1 protein-coding gene is annotated in these 578 nt (G+C 57.8%); it reads left to right on the forward strand.

Annotated elements, in window-relative coordinates; translation table 11 throughout:
* Positions 1 to 578, forward strand: a 578-nt coding sequence (locus tag GJ693_RS16580) for a glycosyltransferase (RefSeq protein WP_156257291.1), incomplete at both ends; no start/stop codon positions are given.

The raw sequence follows: 578 nt of genomic DNA on the forward strand, positions 1-578 counted from the left end.
GGCTTCCCGGCCGGATGTCACCGGTGCGGACCATACGGTTGCGCTCATGACGCCTAATCCTGAACTCCGCAAGCTGCTGCAGGGCTCCGGGCTTCATGTCCGGGACCGCGGTCCGGTTCATGAAAACGCTCTGAGCTATTTGTGGAGGGCCTTCGGTCCCGCAGACTTCGCCTGGCTCGTTGATCTAATAAAGACAGAGAGGGCAGACGTCATTCACGTTCATACGTTCGCCTCGCACATTTTGGGTGTGAGGGCGGGCGCACGCAGTCAGTTGCCGGTGCTGCGGACCGAGCACGGCGTCCGGCACTATCAAGACCCATCCTGTGCACTGTTTCGGCACTGGGCGCTCGATCAAACCACAGTGATTGCTGCCGTCAGTCATTTTGTCGGCCGCTTTGTCGAAGGCATTTCTCCGGCGTCGGCACCGAAGATCCGCGTGATCCATAACGGTGTAGATACGCGTCGTTTTCATGTTTTGCCTGCGAGAAGGAACAGTCCGTTTTCGATCGCGGTGGTCTCTCGGCTTGAGCCGAGTAAACGAATAGAGCTTGCCATAGAAGCAGTTGCGTTGATACCAG

The organism is Sandarakinorhabdus oryzae (assembly GCF_009733735.1).
Lineage (GTDB): Bacteria > Pseudomonadota > Alphaproteobacteria > Sphingomonadales > Sphingomonadaceae > Sandarakinorhabdus > Sandarakinorhabdus oryzae.